17 protein-coding genes are annotated in these 19,500 nt (G+C 37.4%); 13 read left to right on the forward strand and 4 right to left on the reverse strand.

Translation table 11 applies throughout. The features are described from left to right. Positions 1–13 precede the first annotated feature (13 nt). Complete coding sequence (crp, locus tag AC1M89_RS01180; RefSeq protein WP_035265881.1) at positions 14–727, reverse strand: cAMP-activated global transcriptional regulator CRP; 714 nt, start codon at positions 725–727, stop codon at positions 14–16. A gap of 149 nt (positions 728–876) precedes the next feature. Here crp and AC1M89_RS01185 point away from each other — a divergent pair, with 149 nt between their 5' ends. Then, positions 877–1,302, forward strand: coding sequence for an OsmC family protein (locus AC1M89_RS01185; RefSeq protein ID WP_481608349.1), 426 nt, complete (start codon positions 877–879; stop codon positions 1,300–1,302). 64 nt (positions 1,303–1,366) lie between these two features. Here AC1M89_RS01185 and AC1M89_RS01190 read toward each other — a convergent pair whose 3' ends face one another. Then, the gene (locus tag AC1M89_RS01190; protein ID WP_481613736.1) at positions 1,367–1,855 is read right to left on the reverse strand and encodes a rhodanese-like domain-containing protein; all 489 of its coding nucleotides are present in this window, start codon (positions 1,853–1,855) and stop codon (positions 1,367–1,369) included. A 442-nt stretch (positions 1,856–2,297) separates the two neighbouring features. Between AC1M89_RS01190 and clpB the strand changes: the two genes are divergently transcribed. The 5 genes from clpB to AC1M89_RS01215 all read left to right on the forward strand — a co-directional run bounded on the left by clpB (position 2,298) and on the right by AC1M89_RS01215 (position 9,125). Continuing rightward, complete coding sequence (gene clpB, locus AC1M89_RS01195) at positions 2,298–4,874, forward strand: ATP-dependent chaperone ClpB (protein ID WP_481613737.1); 2,577 nt, start codon at positions 2,298–2,300, stop codon at positions 4,872–4,874. Positions 4,875–5,078: 204 nt separating this feature from the next. Beyond that, positions 5,079–5,915, forward strand: a complete 837-nt coding sequence (locus AC1M89_RS01200) for a hypothetical protein (protein ID WP_481613738.1) — start codon at positions 5,079–5,081, stop codon at positions 5,913–5,915. Beyond that, positions 5,915–7,438: a GH3 family acyl-acid amido synthetase gene (locus AC1M89_RS01205; RefSeq protein ID WP_481609466.1), complete on the forward strand. Its 1,524-nt coding sequence runs from the start codon at positions 5,915–5,917 to the stop codon at positions 7,436–7,438. The genes AC1M89_RS01200 and AC1M89_RS01205 overlap by 1 nt, the downstream gene beginning before the upstream one ends. Positions 7,439–7,448: 10 nt before the next feature. Further along, complete coding sequence (locus AC1M89_RS01210) at positions 7,449–8,591, forward strand: GNAT family N-acetyltransferase (RefSeq protein ID WP_481595507.1); 1,143 nt, start codon at positions 7,449–7,451, stop codon at positions 8,589–8,591. Positions 8,592–8,690: 99 nt separating this feature from the next. Further along, on the forward strand, positions 8,691–9,125 hold the full coding sequence (locus tag AC1M89_RS01215) for a hypothetical protein (RefSeq protein WP_481612474.1): 435 nt from the start codon (positions 8,691–8,693) through the stop codon (positions 9,123–9,125). 51 nt (positions 9,126–9,176) lie between these two features. Here the strand turns inward: AC1M89_RS01215 and rlmKL are convergent, their stop codons facing one another. Then, complete coding sequence (rlmKL, locus tag AC1M89_RS01220; protein WP_481613739.1) at positions 9,177–11,381, reverse strand: bifunctional 23S rRNA (guanine(2069)-N(7))-methyltransferase RlmK/23S rRNA (guanine(2445)-N(2))-methyltransferase RlmL; 2,205 nt, start codon at positions 11,379–11,381, stop codon at positions 9,177–9,179. A 170-nt stretch (positions 11,382–11,551) separates the two neighbouring features. On the opposite strand from rlmKL, the gene AC1M89_RS01225 reads away from it, so the two are divergent. The 7 genes from AC1M89_RS01225 (at position 11,552) to AC1M89_RS01255 (ending at position 18,552) form a co-directional block, all read left to right on the forward strand. Next, on the forward strand, positions 11,552–12,163 hold the full coding sequence (locus AC1M89_RS01225) for a LysE family translocator (protein ID WP_481613740.1): 612 nt from the start codon (positions 11,552–11,554) through the stop codon (positions 12,161–12,163). 34 nt (positions 12,164–12,197) lie between these two features. Continuing rightward, a complete protein-coding gene (locus AC1M89_RS01230; protein ID WP_481595504.1) occupies positions 12,198–12,596 on the forward strand; it encodes a hypothetical protein in 399 nt (132 codons plus the stop codon). 586 nt (positions 12,597–13,182) lie between these two features. Continuing rightward, on the forward strand, positions 13,183–14,199 hold the full coding sequence (locus tag AC1M89_RS01235; RefSeq protein WP_092766128.1) for an aspartate carbamoyltransferase catalytic subunit: 1,017 nt from the start codon (positions 13,183–13,185) through the stop codon (positions 14,197–14,199). A gap of 10 nt (positions 14,200–14,209) precedes the next feature. Further along, on the forward strand, positions 14,210–15,445 hold the full coding sequence (locus AC1M89_RS01240) for a dihydroorotase (RefSeq protein WP_481586674.1): 1,236 nt from the start codon (positions 14,210–14,212) through the stop codon (positions 15,443–15,445). A gap of 191 nt (positions 15,446–15,636) precedes the next feature. Further along, positions 15,637–16,536 (forward strand): lysozyme inhibitor LprI family protein, encoded by a 900-nt coding sequence (locus tag AC1M89_RS01245; protein ID WP_481589789.1) that lies wholly within the window; start codon positions 15,637–15,639, stop codon positions 16,534–16,536. A gap of 128 nt (positions 16,537–16,664) precedes the next feature. Next, on the forward strand, positions 16,665–17,690 hold the full coding sequence (locus AC1M89_RS01250; RefSeq protein WP_035265899.1) for a lysozyme inhibitor LprI family protein: 1,026 nt from the start codon (positions 16,665–16,667) through the stop codon (positions 17,688–17,690). Between the two features lie 85 nt (positions 17,691–17,775). Continuing rightward, positions 17,776–18,552: a Rossmann-like and DUF2520 domain-containing protein gene (locus AC1M89_RS01255; protein WP_092766132.1), complete on the forward strand. Its 777-nt coding sequence runs from the start codon at positions 17,776–17,778 to the stop codon at positions 18,550–18,552. Positions 18,553–18,580: 28 nt separating this feature from the next. Here the strand turns inward: AC1M89_RS01255 and trmB are convergent, their stop codons facing one another. Beyond that, a complete protein-coding gene (gene trmB, locus AC1M89_RS01260) occupies positions 18,581–19,297 on the reverse strand; it encodes a tRNA (guanosine(46)-N7)-methyltransferase TrmB (RefSeq protein WP_035265903.1) in 717 nt (238 codons plus the stop codon). Positions 19,298–19,500 lie beyond the last annotated feature (203 nt).

The raw sequence follows: 19,500 nt of genomic DNA on the forward strand, positions 1-19,500 counted from the left end.
ATCAGATGAAAATTTATTCATCATCATTGTTGTCAAAGTCTTCTTCAACAGAATTTACTGCTTCTAATGATGAATCAAAAATTAAGATAGCTTTACCATCAGTTTCAATCATGCCTTGTTCTTCAAGTGTTTTAAGAACACGACCAACCATTTCACGTGAACAACCTACAATACGACCAATTTCTTGACGAGTAATACGAATTTGGCGTCCATTTGGAAGAATCATTGCTTCAGGTTGAGCTGACAAGTCGATTAAACAACGTGCAATACGACCCGATACATCAATAAATGCTAGGTCAGTTACTTTTCGAGTTGTATTTTTTAAGCGACGAACGAGCTGTGCGAACACCGCATAGCTAAGATCTGGATACTGCTTACTTACTTCATGGAAGTTAGCATATGAAATTTCAGCAATCTCACATACATCACGTGTACGTACTTCTGCAGTACGCTGAGGATTACTTTCAAATAATCCCATCTCTCCAAAAAAGTCCCCTGGGTTTAAATAGGCTACAACAATTTCACGTTCATCATCTTCACGTAAAATAATTGAAACCGACCCTTTTAAAATTAGATACAGAGATTTCGACTCTGAGCCCGCATCAATAATTGAAGTTCGTTTTGGAAATCTATTGATGTGCGCACGCTTGAGCAAAGCTTTGACAGATTCAGGTAATTGACCTGGCGACAAAGCATCTGTACTAAGTTGTGAAAAATTAGAAGTCATGCTTTTTAAATTCCGATTTGGATAGTAACTAGATCTTTAGACCTAAATAAACTTGCCACGTGAAGCATAAGAGGTGAAATTCCTTATCAGCTCAATATATGCTAGTGTACAGTCCTAAGTAAATTTATAGTTTTTTTTAGGTAGTTGCAATGCATACTAGCGTACATTGGTTAGAGAATGTTGCTTTTGAAGCAAAATCTGAAAGCGGTCACCAAATTATCATGGATGGTGCTGAAGCTTACGGTGGTGAAAACCGTGGTCCACGTCCGATGGAACTCATTTTAATGGGGCTTGGTGGGTGTGCTTCGTTTGATATTGTGACCATATTAAAAAAATCTAGACAAGATGTGACTGGTGTTCAATGTCAGTTGAAAGCTGAGAGGGCAGACACAATTCCTGCGGTTTTCACAAAGATACATTTGCATTTTGTGGTTACAGGAAAAGCAGTTAAAGAAAAGCAAGTCGCTAAAGCGGTTGAGCTATCTGCAGAAAAATATTGCTCAGCAAGTAAAATGCTTTCAGATGGTGGTGTTGAAATTACACATGATTTTGAAATCATTGAAGCCGAAGCTTGATTTTATCGAGTTGAAAAAAGCAACCTTAAGGTTGCTTTTTTTATGTAAGTTGAGCGAATCAATTTTACTCTTGTACCCATGGCAGATTGTGAAATCGCCAGCCATTGTAAGTACCACGATGTGAGTTAGGGTCTAAATCACCTTCAAAACCTTGATCGATATTGTATACGTTCGTGAAACCAGCGTTATACGCCACACTCGCTGCTGCTGCAGAGCGCTTTCCACTACGGCACATGAGCAAAATGATGTCATATGCATTAACAAAAGATTGTAACTTCTCTAAAAACTCTGGGTTACGTTCAAGTGAGATGCCTGTCAGCCAAGGAATATGTTCTGAATGTTCGACATAACCTACAAATTTTCGCTCTTCATGTGTTCTGACATCAATAATGATCGCTTGCTGGGATTGAAATAAAAGCCACGCATCTTGGGGTTTTAAAGAGCCTGCAAAGAGGAGTGTATGCTCTTCTACATTTTTTTTTGCTTCAGATAAAATAAATTTAATTTTATCTTGATGGACTTTATTTTCTGAGAGATTTATAAAATGATTCATGTAAGTATGCCTGAATGATTAAATCATCCGTTTATGGAAAACGGTGATTATTATAAGTTTTATCTATATTCTTTAAATAAATATAAAATTAAATGTTTATCTTATAAATTCATATTGAATGATTTTGCACAACATGTACCGATTAGGTCGATATAAGTTCGGCGTACTCCTATGTGATGATTTGAGAACAATAATGACCGTTTACTGAGAATATATTTTCTTTGTCATATGTAGTGAATAGTAGATAAATATCATAATCACCATGAAAAAATTGTGAAGTGGTATTGAAAAATGTATGAGCAGCACAAATATTATAATTATAATCTATCTTTATTTTTTAAATAATTGAAATTTAAGAAAATAATTAAAAAACCGACTTGAAATATGACGCTTCTCACCCATTAACTAAGCAAGTACCAAATTTGTTGTGAGGAAAATAATAATGCGTTTTGAAAAATTTACAAATCGCTTACAGCAAGCCTTATCTGATGCGCAATCTTTAGCAATGGGCAAGGATCATACAGCGATTGAAGGCATCCATATACTATCGACACTGCTTGAAGAGCCATCAAATATGAGTTTGTTGCAGCAGGCAGGGGCGAATTTACGAGAATTGAGCACAAAGTTGCAACAGGCGCTTGCTGATGCACCAACACTTGCCCATCCAACTGGGGATATCAATCTCAGTCCAGATGCGGTTAAAGCGCTTAACTTGGCAGATAGTTATGCACAAAAATCGGGTGATGAGTTTCTTTCAACAGATTGGGTGTTACTTGGTTTAGCAGAAACAGGTGCAACCAAAACTATTTTAAATGCGGTTGGTGTTCAATCCGCAGGTTTAAAAGCGGCGATAACTAAAGTTCGAGGTGATGAAAAAGTCATGAGTAACAATCATGAAGATCAACGTGATTCATTAAACAAATACACCATTGATCTCACTGAGCGAGCACTTTCTGGCAAGCTTGATCCAGTGATTGGGCGAGATGATGAAATTCGTCGAACAGTCCAAGTTTTATCACGCCGTACAAAAAATAATCCTGTTTTGATTGGTGAGCCGGGTGTTGGTAAAACTGCCATTGTTGAGGGTTTAGCACAGCGTATCGTTAATGGAGAAGTGCCTGAAAGTTTAAAAAATAAACGTGTCTTATCACTTGATCTTGGATCGCTTTTAGCTGGTGCAAAATATCGTGGTGAATTTGAAGAGCGCTTAAAAGCTGTATTAAAAGATCTTGCTAAACATGATGGTGAAATTATCCTCTTTATCGATGAGTTGCACACTCTAGTCGGTGCAGGTAAAGGCGACGGTGCAATGGATGCAGGTAACATGTTGAAGCCTGCTTTAGCACGTGGAGAATTACGTTGTGTAGGTGCTACAACATTAGATGAATATCGACAATTCATTGAAAAAGATGCAGCACTTGAACGTCGTTTCCAAAAAGTATTGGTTGATGAGCCTAGTGTTGAAGACACGATTGCGATTTTACGTGGATTAAAAGAGCGCTATGAAGTACATCATGGTGTTAAAATCTTAGATTCTGCCATCATTGCTGCAGCTAAAATGTCACATCGATACATTACAGATCGTCAACTACCAGATAAAGCGATTGATCTAATTGATGAGGCAGCATCTCGAATTAAGATGGAGCTAGATTCAAAACCTGAGTCTCTAGATAAATTAGAGCGTCGTCTTATTCAATTAAAATTACAGCTTGAGGCTGTAAAAAAAGATGAAGATGCAGGAAGTAAAGCTGAAGTTTCACACTTAGAAAAACAAATTGCTGAAGTGGAGAAGGAATACAGCGATCTTGAAGAAGTGTGGATTTCTGAAAAGCGTTTAGTGCAAGGCGATCAACAAACTCAGGCTGAGCTTGATCAAGCACGTATTGCGATGCAAAAGGCACAACGTGAAAATGATCTAGCTGAAATGGCACGACTTCAATATGGAGTAATTCCTGATTTGGAGAAACGACTCAGTGAAGAAGCATCTGAAGAGAAAGTTGAACCTAAATTATTGCGTAATAAAGTGACGGACAATGAAATTGCCGAAGTTGTAAGTGCAGCAACAGGAATTCCTGTAGCAAAAATGCTACAGGGTGAGCGTGAAAAATTACTCAATATGGAAACATTTTTACATAACCGCGTCGTAGGCCAAGATGAAGCGGTAGTTGCAGTTTCTAATGCGGTACGACGCTCACGTGCTGGACTTTCAGATCCGAATCGCCCAAGTGGTTCATTCTTATTTTTAGGTCCAACAGGTGTTGGGAAAACTGAGTTAACTAAAGCTTTAGCAAACTTCTTATTTGACAGTGACGATGCCATGATCCGTATCGATATGTCTGAATTTATGGAGAAACATTCTGTTAGTCGTTTGGTGGGAGCACCTCCTGGTTATGTTGGTTATGAAGAGGGTGGTGTGCTAACTGAAGCAGTACGCCGTAAGCCTTATAGCGTGGTGTTATTTGATGAAGTAGAGAAGGCTCATCCAGATGTATTTAACATTCTGCTTCAGGTACTTGACGATGGTCGCTTGACTGATTCGCAAGGGCGTGTGGTGGATTTTAAAAATACCGTGATCGTCATGACTTCAAACTTAGGTTCAAATGAAGTGCGCGAATTAGGTGACATGGCGACGGAACAAGATGTACGCAGTGTTGTGATGGCTGCTGTTTCTGAGCATTTTAGACCAGAGTTTATTAACCGAATTGATGAGCTTGTAATCTTCCATGCACTGAAAAAATCGCAGATTCGAGGTATCGCGGATATTCAGTTAGATCGCTTACGTGCTCGTTTGGCTGATCGTGATTTAAGTTTGACTGTAGATGACACTGCTTTCGATGAATTAATTGAGGCAGGATATGACCCAATCTATGGGGCTCGACCACTTAAACGTGCTATTCAACAAAAGGTTGAAAATACATTGGCTCAAAAAATCTTGGCGGGAGAATTTTTGCCAGGAGATACAATTGTTATACAAAGCACCGATGGAAATTTGAGTTTTAGTAAACTTAAATTAAATTAGAATTTAATAAACAAACTTAGAAAACCTGAATTCGTTCAGGTTTTTTTTCATTTAAGTGATTTAAAAATAATAAATTTATTTTTTAATAAAATTGCTACTCAAATCTATTAAGTATAAGATTGCACTCAATATTTTTGTGAATAAATGTTTAATTTGTTTATTGATTCACAAAAGGAATTCATTGTTTAGCTTAATGGGATCAATATGCTAGAATTAAAACGACTCCGAAAATTAAAAAAAGAACCCTATAGTGAGTTTGTTAAGGTAAAAGATTTAAAACCCCGTGATATTGAAAAGATGTTCAATATTTACAGTAATTATTATTCAAATACAGTCTTTGAAATTTTTGAAAGAGACCTTCTGGAAAAGACTGGTGTGTTTATCATTCGAGAACCTAAAAAAGATTTTTTAGTGGGTTTCTCAACTGTAATGGAGCGAAATTTTACCGTGAACGGTAAAACTGCCCATGCTTTTTTTAGTGGTGATACCATTATTGAGGAGGCGTATTGGGGTAGTCGAGCATTACAACGTGCGATGTTCCGTTATGTAATTACCTTCAAATTACGTCATACGGGTGTACCGATCTATTGGATGCTGATCTCAAAGGGCTTTAAGACCTACTTACTTCTTGCAAATAATTATTATCACTATTATCCAAATCCAGAAAATAAAGATGAATATTTAAAAGATTATGTTGAAGCATATTGTCGTGAGTATTTTGCAGAATACTATGATGATGAATCAAAGCTGATTGATTTTGGAGAAAACTATCAGTGTCTGAAACCTGATGTGGCCCCAATAACAGAAGAAATGCGCCAGAAAAATCGTAAAATCGAGTTTTTTGAGGAATGCAATCCATCTTGGGTTCAAGGTACTGAATTACCGTGTATTGGTGAGCTGCGTTGGGTTGATATTTTGCAAACAGCCGTAAGGTTTGTGAAAAAATCATCGCTCAAAAAAAATAAGTCGAAACTGAATAAAGATAAATTATCTAAATCGGCTCAAACCAAAGATCAAGATCAAGATTCTAAGGTGGCCTAATGTCTGTGATATTTGCAGCTCATCAAGTTTTAAATTTGGCCTGTAAAAAATCATTTAAAGACTTTTATCAATACGCTGATCAATTGGAAAAAGTTCAGCGTGATAAATTAAAAGTTATATGTGATGATCCAAAGATGGAATATGAGTCGTTTGCTCAACATTTTCCAGTAACACGTTATGCTGATTGGAAGCAGAAAGTTGAAGCATCACGTAATCAAGGCGTAAATTTACTTAACAAAAGTAAAATTATCCGATTCCAGCCTACAAGTGGTTCAAGTGAAGCACTCAAATTTATTCCATATACCCAACAATTTTTAGGTGAAATAGATCAGGCGATTGGTTTATGGCTCACGAGTTTATATCGTCGTTATCCTGAACTAAAACGTACAACACACTATTGGTCTGTATCTTGGTTGCCTGAAAGCCAGCGTCAACTGACGACCACTCATAATTTAAATGATGATAGTGCTTTACTTTCTTTTTCAAAACGAATTTTAACTCAAATTACGCAGGCCGTGCCTGCTGACATTGCTTTGGCAGAAACTGCTGAAGATGCGATGTTCGCTACGGCTGTGTATTTAGTCAGAGATGAAAATCTCGGCATGATTTCAGTGTGGAGCCCAACTTTTGCACTGCAACTGATCGAAATTATCCAAGAAAATAAGAGTGAAATCGTTGAGGTTTTATCGACTGGTCAGTGGAGTCGTCAAAGTTTAGATTTTTTAAAAATCAAAAAATCAGTAAAACGTAGCCAGATTCTAGAACGATTAGATTTGGAAGATCCGACTTGTTGGAAAAAATTGTGGCCAAAGCTATTTTTAATTTCATCTTGGGATACCGCAAGCGCACAGCACTGGGCACAAATTTTAAAAACCAAAATTAAGGGTGTAAGTTTTGAAGGTAAAGGGCTTTGGGCCACTGAAGGCGTAGTGACTATACCTTTAGATGATCATTATCCCTTGATGTATCAAGCTCATTTTTATGAGTTTCAAGATTTAGATACTCAGCAAATTTACCCTGCTTGGCAGCTTAAACCAGGTCAAATCGTGAGTCCGATTATTACGACAGGGTCTGGCCTAAAACGCTACATTATTGATGATGAATTATTGGTTGATTCTTTTTATCAGGGCATTCCGTGCTTTAAATTTCTTGGTCGAAAGATGACAGTTGATTTGGTCGGAGAAAAGATTGATCAATCTGTTGCTTTGAGTGTGATCGATACATTTAAACAAAACGGTTTTTTACCCATTAGTTTACTCGGTATAGAACAGACCGAATCGAAACCTTATTATGTTTTGCTTTCTGAGGGTAGTGTGAGTGGGCAGCCGTCCGATCAACAGTTAGATCAATTGCTAAAACAAAATTTTCACTATGAGTTGGCACGTAATTTAGGGCAATTAGATGAAGCACGCGTGATGCATGTGGAAGATGCATGGCATGAATATAAGACAATCGCAATGCGCAATGGCATGATTGAGGGGAATATCAAGCCAGAACCGTTGAAGAAAATGAAATTTATTTAAGAATTTAAAAATGACAGAGCAAAATTTACTATATCGATCAAAAATCTCGCCTGAATTTTATCTACGTTATGCTGCGGAGCAAGATGATCCTCAATTGATTGAGCTGATTTCTGAAAGTATGCCGAGTAACGGTATGGTGATTTCATTTGAGCGGAAACCGAGTTATTTTCGGGCTACACATGCACAATATAATAAGCCTGAAATTTTGGTTGTCGTACATCAAGATCAGCCTGATCAAATTATTGCCATGATGAACATCGGTTGGAAATCGTATTGGATCAATGGCGTCACTGAACAATTACGCTATGTATCAGATTTACGAATCAAACTTACAGCTCGGGGTAAAAAAGCGTTTAATGTATTTATGGAATACATTTTTGAATGTTTCCCTCGTGAAATTATCTTCCAGAGTGTGATTTTAGAAGATAATAAAGTAGCTCGTAATATGATGCATCGTGAAAGAGAAGGATATGCTTTACCTTATATCTTTGATTCGATGACCACTTTTACCATTTCTAAGGTGCCTAAGTTTAAGCAGTCTGCTGAACTTCGCCTTGAAACAATGACCATAGATAAGATTGATGCGGTCAATGGTTTTATACAAGAAATGGCTTCCCATTATAATTTTTTACCTGATTATGACTTTAGACAGTTATTGGAAGCTAATCATCCTTTTTGGTATGGGCTGAGATTAGAAGACTTTCATTTAGTGCTCAATTCAGATCATAAAATCGTAGGTTTATTTGGTTTGTGGGATCAAAAAGATTTCAAACAAACTAAAGTGGCGAGTTATTCTACAACGTTAAAACTGTTAAAACCTGTCTATAACACTTATGCTCGAATTACTGGACAGTTAACGCTTCCCGAAGAAGGGCAATCCTTTGATTATCTCATGACGCATAGTTTCCTCTGTGATCCAAGTGCGTTAGACGTACTAAAGTTTATGCTGACCAAAGTAAATACATTGGTGAAAGCTCAGGGTAAAACATCATTTTGTGTGACTGTGGTTGAGAATGACCCACGTAAGCAAGTTCTAGAGCAGTGTTCATCACATAAAATGAAAGCAGTTCACACGCTTCATAGTTATGAAAGTAAACCCTATGACGTGATTGATCGTTCTAAATACTCTTACTTTGAAGTGAGTCGTATTTAAGAATATGGTGCGTTCATCGGAATGCGAGTGAACGCACTTGATTAGCTGTAATTAATAAATATATAAATAAAATTACAATAATAATTCTCGAGATAAAAAATGGAATTCATAAGTGTTACTTTTCGACGGTCAATTTTAATTTCTTGCATGCTGATGTGTGGTTTCCAATGGGCAACTGCACAGCAATTAGATGAATCTGAACTCATCGAACAGCAAGTGATTGATCAGAATTTGAATGAAAATTTAGTGCAAGAATTAAAAAAAGAAGTATCACAGAGCGCTGAGGTACAAATACAAAATCAACAACATTTGGCTCAGACTCAAGCAGAAGAGTTTAATCAGAAGCAATTGGTTTCAAATGCAGTTTCTGATTTTGAATTGAGCAAAAAAGCAGATCCAGAGCAGATTAGCAAAACCATTAAACCACTGACGTATTATCCTTATGATACGCTACCACGCACTGTCTATGTTTCAACAGATCCAACCATTATTGTGACAAAGGAATATTCACCTTCAAAAAATTTAAAAAAATAAAAAAAGGGCAAACGAATTGCCCTTTTTTTTATTGGTCAAGCTCTCTAGTCATTAGGCTTGAAGGTGTCTAATTTTCCATGAACGATGAATTTTAGTATTACGTTTAAAGTCTAGACCAATTGTTTCATGGGTGAGTTCTTCAATGTCATAAAACGCTTTGATTTCGTCGTCTAATTCGAAACCACGATAGTTATTTGAGAAATACAGCGTACCACCAGTGGTTAAACGATTCATTGCACGTTTAATCAGGGATAAGTGATCACGTTGAACGTCAAACGTACCATGGAATTTTTTAGAGTTCGAGAACGTTGGCGGATCGATAAAGATTAAGTCATATTGTTCATTACCTTCTTTTAACCATTCAAAACAATCGCTGGCAAAGAACTGGTGTTGTTGGTCAGCATGATCAACCGTTAAACCATTTAAGACAAAGTTTTCTTTAGACCAGTTCAAATAAGTATTTGAAAGGTCGACACTGGTCGTGCTCGCAGCACCACCTAACGCAGCATGTAAACTTGCAGTTGAGGTATAACTGTATAGATTAAGGAAATGTTTACCTTTTGCTTCAGCAGCGATGCGTAAGCGAATTTGGCGATGGTCGAGGAAAAGGCCAGTATCCAAATAATCTGTGAGGTTAACCAAAATTTTCGCTTTGCCTTCTTGAACGATAAAGCGTTTAGAGGCAGTACTTTGTTTTGTGTATTGGTTTTTACCTTCCTGACGAGCACGAGTCTTGATAAAAATGGCATCGCGACCTAAACCTGTGACAGCACGGATAGCTTGTAAAGCAAGATTAAAACGTTTTTTCGCTTTTTCAGGATCGATTGATTTTGGTGGGGCATATTCTTGAACATGCAATCGGTCACCATATAGATCTACGGCGACATTGAAGTCTGGTAGATCAGCATCATAAATTCGCAAACAATAGATATTTTCTTTTACTGCCCATTTTTTCAAATTCTGCATATTCTTTTGCAGGCGATTTGTAAAATCTTCAGCACCTTCAATTTTATCGAATTGAAGTGGTTGCCAATTGGCTAAGAAAGGTTGTGTCACAACAGGCGGCTTAATCTTACCTGAGCGAATATAAATAGGTAGCTTACCATTCATTAAGCGAAGTGTTTGAGTTTCGCTAAATGCCAACACGTCTGCTTGTTCAATTTGAGCTGCAATAACTGCGGCAGTTTGGTTGGCAAAGTTCTTTTGAAGTAAGCCAGATAGACCAAGATAGAATGAACGGCTAGAGCCTTTATCACCAAGACGCTCACCATAAGGTGGGTTAGTGACAACGACCACAGATTTACCTTCTGCCTTAAAATCTGGCCAATCAGAAAGGGTGCGCTCTTCTATTTGAATTTGATCTAGCAATGCCTCAAATCCTGCAGCGCGGATATTATTTTTGGTTGCTTTTACTGCTTCCCAATCTGCGTCAAAGGCATAGAATTTTGGAAGCGGTTTTTCTAAGGCAACTTTGTGACGTTCCGCAGCTTCACCTTTAATTTGCATCCAAAGATCATGATCATGACCATTCCAGCCATTAAAGCCGAAACGACGAACCAAACCAGGAGCACGGTCAGTTAACATCATCAAAGCTTCAATAATGAATGTTCCTGAACCACACATTGGATCAAGAACAATATCTGGATTCTTTTCAATTAATTTTGCATGTTGAAGGATGGCTGCAGCCAAGTTTTCTTTGATGGGTGCATCAGTCATATAGTGGCGATAGCCACGTTTATGCAATGAATCACCAGACAAATCTAAACAAAAAGTATGTTCTTTCTTACCAGCCAAAGCATAAATGGTAATTTCTGGTTGTTTGATATCGATGCTTGGACGTTTACCGACAGCCTCCATGAAGGAATCTACGATACCGTCTTTTACACGTAATGTGGCGAATTGGCTATTGACCTTGATCTCACGTTCAACATGTAAACGCACAGCAAATGTACTTTGAGGTGCAAAAATAAGCGACCAGTCAAAACTATTTGCACCTTCGTAGAGTTCTTCAGCTACATCGCGTGCATCGTGAGTAAATTCAACTTCAAACGTATGAATAGGCGTCAAAACACGTGATGCAAGACGAGACCACATACAAATGCGGTAGGCATCAGCCAATTGACCTTTGAAAACCAATCGCCCAGGGAAACGTTCAACGTTTTGTACTCCTAAACCTTCAATTTCTTCTTGAAGTAAGGTTTCAAGCCCATCTGCACAGGTAACCCAATATGTAGAAAGACGAGGTTTAGAATTCATGAACATTCCCAAAGACAAATAAAGCAATCGCATATTTTAACTTATTTTTGATTTTAAAACTGCTTTAATGCGCTGATACAACCATTTTAAAAATAATTTAAATTTAAAGATTGATTGAAACTGGTTGATATAGCCCCATAAAACTAAAAAAACACTAAAAGATAAAAAATATGCTGGCTTTAATTTTCTCTATGTTTACTTTTTCATTATCGATGTCTATCTCTCCTGGACCTGTTAATTTAACTATTCTCAGTAGCAGTATGAACTTTGGTGTTCGAAAAACTTTTGCTTTTATTTCAGGTGCTACCATTGGATTTACTGCTTTACTTGCAGCAGTTTGCTTTGGTTTATATCAGATTATTTTATTGTATCCGGTTCTTTTGGATGCTATTGCGCTGTTAGGAACGGCTCTATTGGTTTGGATTGGCTGGAATATTTTAAGTGCTAAAGGCGAGAAAATTCAAACGGATCAACAAGATCTAGAGAAAATTCCAAATTTTACGCAAGGTGCTTTAATGCAGTGGCTGAATCCAAAAGCTTGGATTGCCGCTGTTTCAGGTACAGCTCTATTTTCAGCTTCAGAGAATAGTGTTTATTTAGCGCTTTTTGTTTTGATTTATTTTATGGTCTGCTATGTCTCTTTATGGCTTTGGGGATATGCAGGGGAAAAATTGGCTCAGTTTCTTAATGTGGGAAATCGAGCAAGAATTTTTAATATTTGGATGGGATTGATTTTAATCTTTATTTCACTTCAGATGTGTTGGGCGCATTTTTATGGTTAAATTGAATCAATAAAAATGCCAAAAAAATAACCATATGAAAAAAATCGCTTTAATATTGAGTATGTTTTTTCTCTTTCAAGGGCAAATATACGCACAAATTTCAACACATGCGTTATGGAACGCCGAAAAGACCTTAGCGATTGACACTCAAAAACAAGATAGAAAGAACAAAATCACAATTTATATGCAATTTGGACAAGATTTACTAGAAGAAATTGATATTAGTCAAGTTGAAGGAATGAATTTGGGGAAGTTGGGTCTTTATCGTTCTAATTATTATGATCGAATTGAAACAACACCTATCGCATGGATCAATCGTGATGATGGAAAGTTTCAGGTGGATATACAGACACGTGTTTGGAAAAATGGGCAGAGACAGACAGTGAAAGAATCTGTTGTTTTTGATAAAGATGGAATATTCTATTGGCGTTGAATTTACTCATGTTATCAATCTCGTTGAATCTAAACTACAGCGCCTATAAATTTAAAAAAGGGGTAATGTCCATATTTTTAGATATTGAAAGATCATGAAAAAAAGTATCATGTAAACTTATAAAAATTAAATTTTTTAAAAACTTATTGCTAAATAGGATGAAACCTAAACCAATATTTTCGGTATTTATCTAATGGCTTTCTTTAGAAGAAGGAGGAAAGGACCATATTCCGAAAGGTGGGATTTATTATTCAACGACACAAATCAATCATTAATTTACTCAAGTTAGTGCCTAGTGATTGAAATAGACACCAATAATGTACAAGTTGCTAGAATGCAATATCTGATACCTGATGTACCAATAAAAATTGCAGTTGGAGATATACTTCCATTATTGGAAAGGTCTCGAATTGTTGCAAATATATGTATTAAGCGTGAATTATGGCAGCGTGGTTGTATTTGGAATAATTATATTTTTGAAATTTAATTGGTTTCTAGTTTTTAAAAAACTAATGTTTAAAAGTTAAACTGCGGTCAGAAAAGAATTTCTGTATAATACGTTAACTTAACGTATAAGGAATCTCTCATGCACTTCGCTGCATTGCATACACCGAGCCAGATTCAACTCAACCAAGATGGGAATCTCAAACACTTCCTCACCATCGAAGGCCTTTCAAAAGAAACTCTTACAAAAATATTGGACACTGCACAGTCCTTTTTTAATGACCAAAATCAGCTCATTACCAATAATATGCTTGAAGGCAAAACGGTAATGAATCTGTTTTTCGAAAATTCGACACGTACACGAACGACATTTGAAGCAGCGGCAAAACGTCTTTCTGCCAACGTGCTCAATATTGATATTGCTCGCTCAAGTACTTCTAAAGGCGAAACACTGAGAGATACACTGTGGAATTTAGAAGCAATGGCGGCCGATATCTTTGTTGTTCGACATTCTTCATCGGGTGCTGCACATTTTATTGCGAAGGATGTTTGTCCAACTGTTGCGATTATCAACGCGGGTGATGGACGTCATGCGCATCCAACACAAGCAATGTTGGATATGCTTACGATTCGCCGTGAAACCAATAAAAAATTTGAAGATATTTCCATTGCGATCATTGGGGATATTAAACATTCACGAGTTGCACGTTCTGATGTGGCTGCATTGCAAACATTAGGTTGTAAAGATATTCGTGTGATTGCGCCGAATACGTTACTTCCTTATGGCTTCGATGAATATGGTGAAGGTGTTCGCCTATTTAACAATATGGAAGCTGGGATTAAGGATTGTGATGTCATCATTACTTTACGTATTCAAAATGAACGTATCGATTCACCTGCATTATCTTCACAAGCTGAATTTTACAAAATGTATGGTTTGAACAAAGAGCGTTTGGCTTTGGCCAAACCTGATTGTATCGTGATGCATCCAGGGCCGATGAATCGTGGTGTTGAGATTGATTCAAGTATTGCAGATGGTCCTCAATCAGTGATTTTGAATCAGGTGACCAATGGTATTGCGGTGCGTATGGCAGTTCTCGCGCTGGCGATGCAGGGTCAGTTACAAGAACAAGGTTTAATTGAAGCAGTTGCGGTATAAGGAATCAGTCATGTCTATTGTTAAAGTCGAAAATGTACGCGTCCTAGATCCAATTGCTCAAACTGATCAAATACAAACTATTTTTATTCAAGATGGAAAACGCATCGAAGCGACTTCAGATGTGCATGAAAGCATCGATGGGCAAGGCAAATGGTTGATGCCAACGATGGTTGATTTGTGTGCACGTTTACGAGAGCCAGGTCAACAACAACATGGAACGTTGAAATCTGAAGGTAAAGCAGCACGTGAAAATGGCATTTTACATGTATTTACCCCACCAGATTCAAAACCTATCGTTCAGGACAATGGTGCTTTAATTCATGGTCTTGTTGAAAAGGCAATGTTAGATGGCGGGATTTACCTTGAAGTGATAGGTGCACAAACACAAGGGCTTCAAGGAAATCAACCAGCCAACATGGCAGGTTTAAAAAAGGGTGGTTGTACTGCTGTATCAAATGCAAATGCACCTTTTGCGAATGACGATGTGGTGCTTCGTACGCTTGAATATGCTGCAGGTTTGAATTTAACTGTCGTATTCTATGCTGAAGAGCCTCAAATTGCGAAAGATGGCTGTGTGCATGAAGGCTTTATTGCTTCACGCCAAGGTTTACCAATGATTCCTGCTTTGGCAGAAACGGTCGCGATCGCAAAATATCTATTAATGATAGAGGCGACAAAAGTCCGCGCACATTTCGGATTACTGTCTTGTGGTGCTTCGGTTGAGTTAATACGTATCGCGAAGGAAAAAGGATTGCCAGTCACGTGTGATGTTGCAATGCATCAGTTACATCTTACGGAATCTTTAATTGATGGATTCAATTCCTTGGCACATGTACGTCCACCTTTGCGTTCAGAGTCTGATAAAGAGTTACTTCGTCAGGGAGTGAAATCTGGAGTAATTGACGCGATTTGTACGCATCATGAACCACTCAGTAGTTCTGCAAAAATGGCACCTTTTGCAGAGACTTTGCCAGGTTTTACTGCTTTTGATTCATATGTTCCTTTTGGAATCAAATTGATTGAAGAAGGTTTATTTAGTCCATTAGAGTGGGTTGAAAAAGTAACGAGTGCGCCAGCTGCTGTTGCACAAATGACTGAGACATGGAAAGCACAGGCTGGATGGGTGCTGGTTGATCCAGATTTGGAATGGACACTTGATAAATCTTCTATTATTTCTCAAGGTAAAAATACACCGTTGATTAATCAAAAAGTCAAAGGTAAGGTAATTCGTACTTTCATAAAATAATGTGAATTCAATCATTTAAAGGTCGATTAATATCGGCCTTTTTTATTTTGGATGATTGAATAATTCATGATTCAGTATATTTTATGAAGATCTTTATTTTTTAATAAAATTTAACTGAGAGCTTTAATAAGAATCAAAACAAAACCAATGAGGTTTGGTATCAAGAGCTTGAGTTTGATTGGGGGAGTAGCATGAAACTTCGGATGAAAACATTGACCACATTGTGCATGGTTGGTGCATTGTCAGGATGCCAACAAGTGTATTCAATCATGTATGCTTTTAATCGTTGTGATCAACCTGAAGTGCAATTAAAACTCGAACAAGTCATCCATAAAGACATCGCGAATATCTCAGCGACTCAACTCAAAAGTATTATAGAAAATGATCAAGTTATTATAGATGGTCAACTCTTACAGCGTAGTTTGAAACCAGTTCAATTTAAAATTGAAAACATTGATAAAATAAAGAAAATGAGATCCTCTGATCAGACGATGTGTACAGCAAGAGTCACTGCTGAACTACCATCAAATTATCTGACGGATGCTGATGTATCGCGCGCATTAAATCGAGAGTCAAATGTTTTAGAATCAGCTGCACTTTCTCAATTAAACTTTGAGAACAATCAGATTTCTACTGAGTTAAATTATAGTGTACGAATTTCAGAGCATGAAGTAACTGTACAATTGGTGAATGCACTACATTTCACCAGTTTTATGCAAAAAGTTCTAATAGATGCCCATTTAAAACCATCACGTTTGACGGCTTTAGTGTTAGATCGTCAAAAGAAACAAGCACTTTTAAATCAGCAAAATAAAACATCAGATGATTATCAATCCATTCTTATTGCTGAAGCACAACTTAAATTAGATCAAGCCAATGAAGATCTAAATTCTGTATGGAGTAGAGCTTCACTTCAAGCACGCCAAAAAATACAATACGAGCAAGAACTGTGGGCAAAAAAGCGTAATTTAGAATGTAAATTAAATAGTGAAGGCGCCGATAATCCTGAAGTTTTTCGATTGAATTGCGAAACAAATATGGCGATTAGTCGAACATCTGAATTACAGCAAAAAATTTTCACTCTAAGTTAGGCATTGATTAAACAGGGTTGTTGAGCGTTAGCTTTTACGCATCAAATTTTAAAAAAATAAAAATGTGATGGAGTTGTTGTTTTTTATTTGATTAAATATGTCAAAATTATAAATATGCGGTATAAAAAATGACGTATAAGATTAAATTGGCTTTGATTATCTCTACCATCTTCGTTGCAGGTTGTGATCTGAATAAGAAAAGCAAAGACACCTCACAGAATGTAGAAATTGCTGATTGGAGTTGTACTTCTCCTACGAATGTCAAAGAAATTGAACGCTTTGCGCAACAGGAATATAACAACATTTTAGATCGTCGTTTAAAAGCAACAGATCAGTATGAGTCAGATTTAAAATTACTTTCCCAAATCAATTCATCGCTTAGATTTGAACTCAAGTCGATTACAACAACGAGTGATCCTTCAAATGCAACAAACAAATTGACGTGTTCAAGCCAGTTGGTTATCCACCTGCCGAAGGGGCTTCAACGTCGTGCTGAAAATGCATACCTTGAAAAACCTTGCGAATACGAATGTGAACATGACGAAGGTAGTTATACGCTCCAACATTGGATTAATGATGTTCATGGCAATATCAGTTATGGGCAAGATAAGCTCACAGGCACTTTGAATTATGAGATTACCAAGACGGATAAAGAAGGTTTAATGCTGAGTGTGCAACCTGATAATGCATTGTTAGATATTGCTGCAAGTATGACGAGATATGCTGTTCAATTTGAAGCATTTCGTAAAGCAAATCAGAATGAATCAAAAGCTTACGAAGAGTATGAGGCTGTTCAACAAAAACAAAAGGCCTTGGCACTCAAAGCTATGCAATTGAGAAAATCTGATTTAGATAAAGAGCAAGCAAGAGCTGTCGAGCGACTTAATTTAACTTGGGATAATTTGAGCGGCGAACAAAAAGAGCAGCTAAAGAGCGATCAAACTGAATGGTTCGAACGTCGTGACGTGGACTGTAAAGTGGTCTCTCAAAAGTCAATTGAAAGTATCCCAGAAAAAGAACGCGAAACTTATCAGCAACATTATCAATATTGGGACAATGAAATGAATCAAATGAATGTTGAGATGCAATATTCTAAATGTTTCATTCAAAAGACCAATGAGAGAATTGTGTACCTAAACAATGTGTTTAATTAATTCATTACAATATAGCAAAAGGGCGAATTGATTCGCTCTTTTTTTATCGGCATGCTTAGGTATACAGAATATATGTGGAAGCGATATGCGTATTAGTGTGATTGGAGCAGGGCGCGTAGCTCATCATTTGGCTCAGGTATTGAGTCAGCATCATGAGATTGTCCAAGTGTTTAGTCGAGAGCAATCTAAAGCCAATTTGTTGGCGGCTTTAGTAAGAGCTAGACCATGCAATGCAATTGAAGATCTCGAAGACACTGTTGATATTGCATTATTGGTGGTGAGTGATAAGGCAATTGAAGAAGTTGCTGAAAAAGTTGCAAAACAGCTTCCTCAGGCTTTAATTGTACATACGTCTGGCAGTACCCATATCTCTAAAATCACGCAATATCATGAACGTGCGGGTGTGTTCTATCCACTACAAACCTTTAGCTTTGAAAGTCAAATTGATTGGTTGAGTACGCCAATATTTGTTGAAGCGATGAGCGACCAGGATTTAGCATCCTTGACTCAAATGGCAAAAGAGTTGAGTCAAAAGGTTTATCAATATGACTCAACACAGCGCTTGAGTTTGCATTTAGCAGCTGTCTTCGCGTGCAACTTTACCAACTACTGCTATGACGTCGCTAAGCAGCTCGTAGATGCACAAAAAGTCGATTTTAATTTATTGTACCCATTGATTTTGGAAACTGCGAAAAAAGCGACTTTAAATCCCCCAAAACAGGTGCAAACTGGTCCAGCGATGCGTGGTGATCAAAACATTATCCATATGCATCAAGAGATGCTGGCGCAGGCTGGACGTACGGATTTAAGCCAAGTGTATAGTGTGGTGAGTGATCAAATTTATAAAAGACAATCAGAATAAAAAACAGGACTTAAGTCCTGTTTTTTTATTATTGAATCTTTTTAAATAAGAAGTCGTTAATTTTATGGCCTTCTTCAATTCCACGACGTTCAAACTTAGTTTGAGGACGCCAGTCAGGGCGAGGATAACTGTTACCTTTACCCGCCATATTTTCTAAACGAGGGCGGTTATCTAATACATCTAACATCCATTCTGCATAGGGTTCCCAATCGGTTGCAGCATGGAATGTTCCACCCATTTCAAGTTTTTCTTCAACTAAAGGCATACGATCGTGTGAGACAAAGCGACGTTTATGGTGACGTTTTTTCTGCCAAGGATCGGGGAAATAAAGTTGAATTGCATTGATACTGTTATCAGGCATTTCACGCAAAACTTGAATTGCATCCGCATCAAGTAAACGTAAGTTTGTCAAACCAGCCATACCCGCTTCATATACACATTGTGCAATGCCAGGAACATGTACTTCAATGCCGACATAATTGCGTTCAGGATTGGCTTTTGCCATAAGTACAAGAGAGCGCCCCATACCGAAACCGATTTCAACCGTCAATGGACGTTCAGGATGCTCAAATTGCTGACGTAAATCACCAACAGGATATTCCAAAATTAAGTGACCATATTGTTCAAGCGCAGTTCGTTGAGAAGTATTCAACGGAGATGAACGGCGCATAAATGTGACAATTTCGCGATGCTCGTTCAAGTTGTCTAATTCTACAACTTGCGGGTCTAATTGATCGTTCGACATAACTTTGGCAAATGAGAAAAAATTCGAATGCGGTATTTTAAGACCTGAGTCTCCTAAGTCAAACCTTTTTCTACCTGAAAGCGCTACGTAGCTATCAATGATTTGTCGATCTATTCATGAACTTTTTCAAAATGTCATGAATTGTTCATCTACTTGTCATGCCTGTACACTAGGCTTGGAAAATAATATGAACAATGAATAAG

The organism is Acinetobacter sp. ANC_7635, assembly GCF_056779945.1.

Excerpts from the sequence above, each read along its gene's own strand:
- rlmKL (WP_481613739.1), bottom strand. The coding sequence starts at position 11,381 with ATGAATTCTAAACCTCGTCTTTCTACATATTGGGTTACCTGTGCAGAT.
- trmB (WP_035265903.1), bottom strand. The coding sequence starts at position 19,297 with ATGTCGAACGATCAATTAGACCCGCAAGTTGTAGAATTAGACAACTTG.
- AC1M89_RS01185 (WP_481608349.1), top strand. The coding sequence starts at position 877 with ATGCATACTAGCGTACATTGGTTAGAGAATGTTGCTTTTGAAGCAAAA.
- clpB (WP_481613737.1), top strand. The coding sequence starts at position 2,298 with ATGCGTTTTGAAAAATTTACAAATCGCTTACAGCAAGCCTTATCTGAT.
- AC1M89_RS01230 (WP_481595504.1), top strand. The coding sequence starts at position 12,198 with ATGAAAAAAATCGCTTTAATATTGAGTATGTTTTTTCTCTTTCAAGGG.
- AC1M89_RS01205 (WP_481609466.1), top strand. The coding sequence starts at position 5,915 with ATGTCTGTGATATTTGCAGCTCATCAAGTTTTAAATTTGGCCTGTAAA.
- AC1M89_RS01190 (WP_481613736.1), bottom strand. The coding sequence starts at position 1,855 with ATGAATCATTTTATAAATCTCTCAGAAAATAAAGTCCATCAAGATAAA.
- AC1M89_RS01255 (WP_092766132.1), top strand. The coding sequence starts at position 17,776 with ATGCGTATTAGTGTGATTGGAGCAGGGCGCGTAGCTCATCATTTGGCT.
- AC1M89_RS01245 (WP_481589789.1), top strand. The coding sequence starts at position 15,637 with ATGAAACTTCGGATGAAAACATTGACCACATTGTGCATGGTTGGTGCA.
- AC1M89_RS01200 (WP_481613738.1), top strand. The coding sequence starts at position 5,079 with ATGCTAGAATTAAAACGACTCCGAAAATTAAAAAAAGAACCCTATAGT.
- AC1M89_RS01235 (WP_092766128.1), top strand. The coding sequence starts at position 13,183 with ATGCACTTCGCTGCATTGCATACACCGAGCCAGATTCAACTCAACCAA.
- crp (WP_035265881.1), bottom strand. The coding sequence starts at position 727 with ATGACTTCTAATTTTTCACAACTTAGTACAGATGCTTTGTCGCCAGGT.
- AC1M89_RS01250 (WP_035265899.1), top strand. The coding sequence starts at position 16,665 with ATGACGTATAAGATTAAATTGGCTTTGATTATCTCTACCATCTTCGTT.
- AC1M89_RS01240 (WP_481586674.1), top strand. The coding sequence starts at position 14,210 with ATGTCTATTGTTAAAGTCGAAAATGTACGCGTCCTAGATCCAATTGCT.
- AC1M89_RS01225 (WP_481613740.1), top strand. The coding sequence starts at position 11,552 with ATGCTGGCTTTAATTTTCTCTATGTTTACTTTTTCATTATCGATGTCT.
- AC1M89_RS01215 (WP_481612474.1), top strand. The coding sequence starts at position 8,691 with ATGGAATTCATAAGTGTTACTTTTCGACGGTCAATTTTAATTTCTTGC.
- AC1M89_RS01210 (WP_481595507.1), top strand. The coding sequence starts at position 7,449 with ATGACAGAGCAAAATTTACTATATCGATCAAAAATCTCGCCTGAATTT.